Here is a 7,082-nt window from a genome sequence, read left to right as displayed (position 1 = left end):
TTTATTTTTTCATACTGTACAAAAGTACAGTTTTTTTGTATCTACTATTAAGAACTTAAAAAATGTCACTCATATTGTTAAGTACACTCAATTTAAAAACGGCATAAAATTTGTTAAAAGGCGAAATTTTCATATTTTTGGGATATGAAAAGCATCAAACAAGGTTTATATCAAACACAACAACAAAAACTATCTCCACAGCAAATTCAATTTGTAAAGCTATTACAATTGCCCGTTACAGAGTTAGAAGACCGCATTAAGCAGGAACTAGATGACAATATGGTTTTAGAAATAGCAGAAAATGATACAGAAACAGACGCAGAAAATGTAGAAACCGTAGACACTTTCGCTCCCTCTATAACTTCACCAACAGAAGATACCGAAGAACAAGAAAACTACGAAGAAGAAATTGCTGAAGAAAATGAAAATAACGAAATTAGTTTAGACGAAATCATGACTTACGATGAAGTGGAAAGTTACAAGACCGCCCAAGATGACGAAGATAGAGATGAAATACCTATTCCACAATACCAAACGCTGATAGAGGATTTGCAGCAACAAGTTAGCTTACTCCCTCTCACTGAAACCCAAAAACAAATAGCAGAGATTATTATAGGCAGCTTAGAAGACGATGGCTACCTTAAAATTCCCTTAGAAAGCATACAGGATGACTTGGATTTTAAGAAAGGCATCAAAGTTTCTATTGAGGAGATAGAAGAAGTACTTGAAAAAATACGCTACCTTGACCCTGTGGGCATAGCTTCTCGTAACTTACAAGAGTGTTTGACTACTCAACTCAAAGCCAAACGCAATTCAAAAAACGCCGAAGATATTGACCTATGCTTAAAAATTCTGACAGACTTATTTGACGAATTTACCAAAAAGCATTATGATAAAATCATCAAGAAGTTGCATATAAGTGAGGAGAAACTCAAACACTTAATAAAAATTATTACTAGTCTTAACCCAAAACCAGGTGATACAACCACAGCTGCTACAATTCGAACAGACTACATTATTCCCGATTTTACGGTTACTGCTATAGATGGTAACCTGCAAGTTACCTTAAATAGCAAAAACGCCCCTGAATTGAGAATTAGCCGAGAATATCAAGAAATTTTGAAAGAATATGAAAGCAATCCTAAACCTACCCAAGCTATGAAAGACACAATAGCACTTATCAAGTCTAAAATAGAATCCGCGAAGTGGTTCATAGATGCTATCAAGCAGCGCCAAAATACCCTTTTAGTTACTATGAATTGCATTGCCGAATTGCAAAAAGAGTACTTCCTCACTGGTGATGAAAGCAAGCTCAAACCTATGGTACTCAAAGATGTAGCAGATAGAATAGGTATGGATATCTCCACTGTAAGCAGAGTAGCTAATAGCAAATACGTAGAAACAGATTTTGGAATATTTCCACTCAAACACTTTTTTTCGGAAGGAATTGCTACTGAATCAGGTGAAGAGGTATCCAATAAAGAAGTTAAGCATGTCCTAAAAGAATTGATTGATAATGAAGATAAGCATAACCCTATTTCAGATGATGAACTTTCTCAACTACTACAAAGTAGAGGTTATCAAATTGCTCGTAGAACAGTAGCTAAATACCGCGAACAATTAGGAATACCCGTAGCTAGGCTTAGAAAAATGATATGATACAGTTCCAAATTATCAGTAGGGGCGAGGATTTGTCTACTATCCAAGAAAGCTCACTTGTAGATAATTTAATTGTGGTGGATGTACATGTGTACCAATTTATCATCCAAACTGATTTTACCCATATTGAGCGTTTTGACTTTTATATTGGAGAGCAGAATCTTATAGAACAACTTAGCCAAAAAGTAGGTAAAGACAAACTAGCTCAGTATATTCAGATCAATCAAGGCACTATCACTTTTGAGCCTTTTATGTATTTTGAAGATAGTGCTATTGGTCAAGTTAAAATTACCATTGAAGTCAATGATGAGGTATATTCGGAAGAGGTTTCAGTAGAATCTCGAAGGGTAGACAAAAAACAATATGCACTCATGATAGAAACCTTACAGCGTGAACATTTTGCTCAAAACAAAGATGACACCTCTCGGGAAATTCTTTTATCGCGATTGAATGAAAACATAAAACAATTTTGCCAGTTTGTACAGAATAATATTTCTACTTTAAAGTGTCAAAGTCAAAAAAAATACTATACTGCATTATTCAACCCTTCTGTAAAAACAGATAGTAGTCAAGTACGCGAATTAGCCCAAAAGCCTACTTACATTTACTCGGATGGATGCTTATACTTGCCGCGTCATGTACAAACTTATACCTACGAGGAAAACTACAACATACCTGAAAATCAATATATATTGCATAAAATTTTGGAAGTAAAACATAAGCTTCGGCAAAGAATGTACTATTTAGAGCAGCAAGAAGAAAATTATCAACACAAAACAGGCAATTTGACTTTTATTGAAAAAATTATTTTGGAGAATCTTACCCAAGAGAAATGTATTCTACATCAATGTGCAGATAGTTTAACCAAGCTTGTAAATACCTTTACTCAATTAGGCGTTCAACCTCAAAAGGCTTTTTATTATACAGCAGTTTGCAATATTCATGCTGTACAAGGTATAATAGAACGTTATTCTACATCTATTATAGACACACTCAATAGTATTACCTTCTATCAATCTCAAAGTTCAACGAACATATCTGTTCGCAATAACTGGGAACTTTTTGAGCAGTTTACTTACATTTATCTTCGTAGAGTTCTTTCTCAAATGCCTGATTTCAAAGACTGTACTCATAAGTTTTATCTTGACCCTAATCAAAAAAACATTGTTTTTATAAAAGATGAAGGTACAGACAAAGAAGAGCGCATAGAACTAGTCTATCATTTTGACCAAGTAGAAAATAATCCTATTGGAATGTTTCAGAGTATCTACACGCAGCACAACTTAACTCCCGATTTTGTACTTAAATACACTAATCCAAAAACTAAAAAGTACTTCATCATGGATAGTAAATTTACTTTTTACAAAAATGCTGAAGATAAAGCTCGAGAACTTAAAGACAAATACCTCAACTCATTTGTAACGGAAGATAATAAGTATATAGATGGAGTTTTTGCTATTACACCATATTACGCATATAAGTTAGAAGTAATCAATAGCTACCATGTTACAAATAAACCTCGCAACTATCCTGTTTATGGCTGGATAACTATACCTATCTCTGGTTTTTACAAACATCAGCCCCGTAATCTTATTACAGACCTGATCAATCTTTGATAGAAGCAAAATTTGTTTTTCAACTTTAAAACTTGTAACTTTGTTGTATAAAATACGCTGTTTGATTTAACAAATCAAAACTTATATTTATGAATTTTAGTCTTCACAGTTGAGTTAAGAATCTAAAACTACTACGTTTATGAACTTATTCAAGAGAATATTCCACTACTTTAATTGGAATGAAGAGCAGAACAGACAAACTCTCATTAAAGCTATTCAAGAAGCTGTTGCGGACGATGTGCTTACACCCGAAGAGTACCAAGAGTTGCTAGAGCTCAAGCAATTACTTCGCATATCTGAAGCAGAGTTTAATTCTCTATTAGAAGCAGAAAAACCCATCCGATTAACAGAGAAGAAGCTTACAATAAAGCAATGGCTGCACACTTTAACTCCCGCATGGCAAGAGATATTTGCTCGACATGGACTTTCAATTTATCTCTCTGATTCAGAACTGAAATACGCCTATAAAAAATTACACATGCTCAACATCAAATCTGATACTCCTATAGACGATATTGAACCAGTAGAAATGCTTCCTCATCTGACTAAATTAGATGTAGATATAATAAAACCTATTTCTCTTGAACCTATTGCTAGTTTGCCCAATCTAACCTTTTTTAGCTTATCCTATCTAAGAAGTGGTTTTACAAGTGTTAAAAGAATAGAGGCACTTCAACATGCTGAAAAACTAACTCATCTCATACTAAAATATCTTAGTGTACAAGACTTGACACCAATTAGCTATCTTAGAAAACTCAAGCATGTTGAAATTGTCTACCAAGGTATTGAAGAGGCTTTGGACATATCTCCTTTATATCCTTTGAATGAATTAGAAAATTTGAATTTAGAAGGCACTCCTGTGGCACACCTTCGACCTTTGATTAACTTGAAAAGTCTCAAATACTTAAATGTACAGCATTGCAACCTTGAAAGTTTAGAAGGTATAGAAAACTGCTGTTCGCTTACTCATTTATATGTAGGCGATAATCCTATTACGAATATTGATTATTTAGCTGATTTACCCTATTTAGTTCATTTAGACATTTCTAATACAAATGTTAGAGATATCAGTCCAATTGTGAAAATTAAAGATCTTAAGTCTTTAGAAATTGTCAATACACCTATACAAAATTTGGATGTACTTGAACAGGCTGAACAATTAAGCCTGCTCAAAGTGGACAATAGAGTTAACCTCAAATGGATAAATATGCTCAAACGCCGGCTACCCACATGTGATATTCAAATTGTTTAGGGCAGCCAAATAGCTCCCCCTATTGTATCTTGGGTAGCACTAGTTACAAATTTCAAGGTATTGTTATGATGTAACCACCGCATCAAGCCTAAAAAAGCAAAAATCAAGGCTTCTTTGTAGTCTATCAGAAAAGTGTTAGGTAAAAAGTAAGAAATATCAACCTGTTTTCCGTATTTTTCCAAGCAATCTATTAAAAATGTATTATGGGCACCCCCGCCTGTTACAAAAACTTTTTGTGTAGAATCAATGTTTGTAAATAGCTTTATGCTCTGTGTAATACTATAAGCCACAAAGTGATAATAAGTATGCAGCACATTTTCTATGCTTGCAGCAAAATATATTTCAAGAATAGGTTTTATTTCTTTTTCATACTGTTCTCTACCTAAGGATTTAGGAACAGGTTGATTTAAAAAATCCCACTGTTGTAATTTCTTTAATAGTTCAGGAATAATTTTACCTTTTTGGGCTATTCTTCCATCCTTGTCATAAGGTAAACCAAAAAACTGCCAACAAATGTCGTTAATTGGAATATTTACAAATACGATATCAGAAGCAATAATGGTTTTCGAATAAATGTCATGAAATGAAAAATTAGCTATTCCACCCAGGTTTAAGAAAACAGGATACTCAAACGTATTGAAGAGGTATTTTTCGCCAAAAGGAACCAAAGGAGCGCCATTTCCGCCATAGGCTACATCTGCTCGTCTGAAATCTGTAATCACAGGGACTTGCATTAGCTTTGCTATGTCAGCAGGGTTGCCAATCTGTAAAGTATAGCCTTTTCTAGGATTATGTAATACAGTATGTCCATGTGAAGCAATAAAGTCTATTATTGGGTAGGCTTTATTTTTAAGATAGTTGCCCCATAAAGTTCCTAGTTCATGGTCTAAAACAGCAATTTGCTCAATAGAGTAAGTATGTGCATTTCTAAGTCGTTTAATCAAATCATTGTGGTAAGTATATGTTGTTGCATCAAGGATGCAATAAGACCACTTGAACTTATTCTTATAAAATTTGACATAGACTACGTCTAGCCCATCTAAAGATGTCCCTGACATTAGACCCACAACATACCAAGTGTGCATTAAGCTTTCTCTATTTGAAGAACCTTGCGTAGAATTCTGGTGAATTCAAGTCCTTCCTCTAAAAAGTACTCTAATTCTTCAGGTTTTAGAATTCTATTTTTATGTATTAAAATTTTATTGTTATGAACTTCCATATATAAGCCTTCATGCTTTTCAAAAAAGCGAATAACAGGTTCTTGGAACAGATTACGGATAGCTGCTTCATCTGCACCTTTCAAAACATATTTACGAGAAAATTCAGGATATTCTTTGAAGTCTATATCTTGGGCGCCGAATCTTTCAGCAATACGGTCAGATAAAAATTCTTTAGCAATACTAAAATCGGGAAGATTGGTTTCATAAGAAATCAATCGGTCATCTATATAAATGTAGCTGATTCCATTGCATTCAAAAATAGCTGTTCTCATTTTAAGTTCATTTTTGTATATGTAACCAACTACCTTGCTTTTTCCTTTTTCTATGCGAGCGAGAGTAGGCATTTCTTTAACAGCTTGTCTATCAAGTGTGTCTAGTTCTAAAACGCTGTATTGTAGTTTTTCAGCAAGTGCAACATATTGTTTTCTGCGGCGTTTCTTGCCTGTATTTTCGCTTACCACAGCCATAATAATTAGGGCTAATACAATTGATGCAGAAACCACACCGATAATGATTTCAAGAATTTCTTGTTGGTCCATACTGAGTATGTTAAAAGTTTCACAAAAATATAACTATTTCTCAATACTTAAAAAAATAATACATTTTTTTTGCGTACTCTGTGTAGACTGTTAACAATCCTTCTTCATCTTTCCACCAATACCGCTCATTGTAATCTAAGGCAGGTGCTGGTTGAATGTATACTTTAATCTGTCGGTTATACCTAAACCTTTTTCTAAAAATTTGCTTTACCCGACTGGTGTGAAAAGCTGTACTTACAACCATAATTTTGCGTAAATTGTGTTTTTGAGCATATTCAAAAATTACATCTGCTTCTTCTTTGGTACTTGTTCCTTCTAATATGCAATCAACTGCTGTATCAGGAACATGATAGCGTTTAGTTAAAGCTATGCTAGTTAGCTCTGCTTCTGTGTACTTGAGATTTACTAATTCTATATTTTCAGGTACAACTGCCCCTGTACAAACAATTCTCGGTGCATACTTTTGGTGATACAAAAAAGCCGCATGTTTTGCTCTTTCGTCTGCTGAACCACTTAGCACAAAAATAGCTTGGCAGGGTTCTAATCTATCTTTGTAAATTAACAAGTTACCTATGCCTCTAAGTATATTTACTCTCAAAACTGCTACCAAGATTAAAGCCATAAAAAATAAAAACGCTAGAATAAGCCATCGTTTTTTTCGGTTTTTAATCATTGACTTCAAAGGTAATAAAAATTATATAGTCTAAAAGAATAGTTTGATTTTTTGGGCGTGCCCCTTGCTAACGCAAGGGTCGGGGCATTCCGCACTGCGCTTCGCTTCGGTACTTCGCTACGC

6 protein-coding genes are annotated in these 7,082 nt (G+C 34.2%); 3 read left to right on the top strand and 3 right to left on the bottom strand.

Translation table 11 applies throughout. From position 1 onward, the window contains the following. Positions 1 to 144 precede the first annotated feature (144 nt). From rpoN to NZ519_10225, 3 genes are all read left to right on the top strand, one after another. Positions 145 to 1,659 carry an RNA polymerase factor sigma-54 gene (rpoN, locus tag NZ519_10235; protein MCS7029125.1) on the top strand — a complete coding sequence of 505 codons (1,515 nt, stop codon included), beginning with the start codon at positions 145 to 147 and terminating at the stop codon, positions 1,657 to 1,659. Beyond that, positions 1,656 to 3,275, top strand: a complete 1,620-nt coding sequence (locus NZ519_10230; protein MCS7029124.1) for a hypothetical protein — start codon at positions 1,656 to 1,658, stop codon at positions 3,273 to 3,275. The genes rpoN and NZ519_10230 overlap by 4 nt, the downstream gene beginning before the upstream one ends. Positions 3,276 to 3,414: 139 nt before the next feature. Then, positions 3,415 to 4,527, top strand: a complete 1,113-nt coding sequence (locus NZ519_10225) for a leucine-rich repeat domain-containing protein (protein MCS7029123.1) — start codon at positions 3,415 to 3,417, stop codon at positions 4,525 to 4,527. On the opposite strand, the gene NZ519_10220 is transcribed toward NZ519_10225, so the two are convergent. The 3 genes from NZ519_10220 to NZ519_10210 are packed head-to-tail and all read right to left on the bottom strand — an operon-like array spanning position 4,524 to position 6,908. Then, positions 4,524 to 5,612: an anhydro-N-acetylmuramic acid kinase gene (locus tag NZ519_10220; GenBank protein MCS7029122.1), complete on the bottom strand. Its 1,089-nt coding sequence runs from the start codon at positions 5,610 to 5,612 to the stop codon at positions 4,524 to 4,526. The two genes, NZ519_10225 and NZ519_10220, sit on opposite strands and share 4 nt — an antisense overlap. Beyond that, complete coding sequence (locus NZ519_10215) at positions 5,612 to 6,286, bottom strand: hypothetical protein (GenBank protein ID MCS7029121.1); 675 nt, start codon at positions 6,284 to 6,286, stop codon at positions 5,612 to 5,614. The genes NZ519_10220 and NZ519_10215 overlap by 1 nt, the downstream gene beginning before the upstream one ends. A 40-nt stretch (positions 6,287 to 6,326) precedes the next feature. Beyond that, positions 6,327 to 6,908: a YdcF family protein gene (locus NZ519_10210; GenBank protein MCS7029120.1), complete on the bottom strand. Its 582-nt coding sequence runs from the start codon at positions 6,906 to 6,908 to the stop codon at positions 6,327 to 6,329. Positions 6,909 to 7,082: the final 174 nt, after the last annotated feature.

The organism is Bacteroidia bacterium, assembly GCA_025056095.1.
Taxonomy (GTDB): domain Bacteria; phylum Bacteroidota; class Bacteroidia; order JANWVE01; family JANWVE01; genus JANWVE01.
The sequence above is the reverse complement of the archived record's forward strand: the minus strand, read 5'-3'. Positions and strand labels throughout refer to the sequence as shown.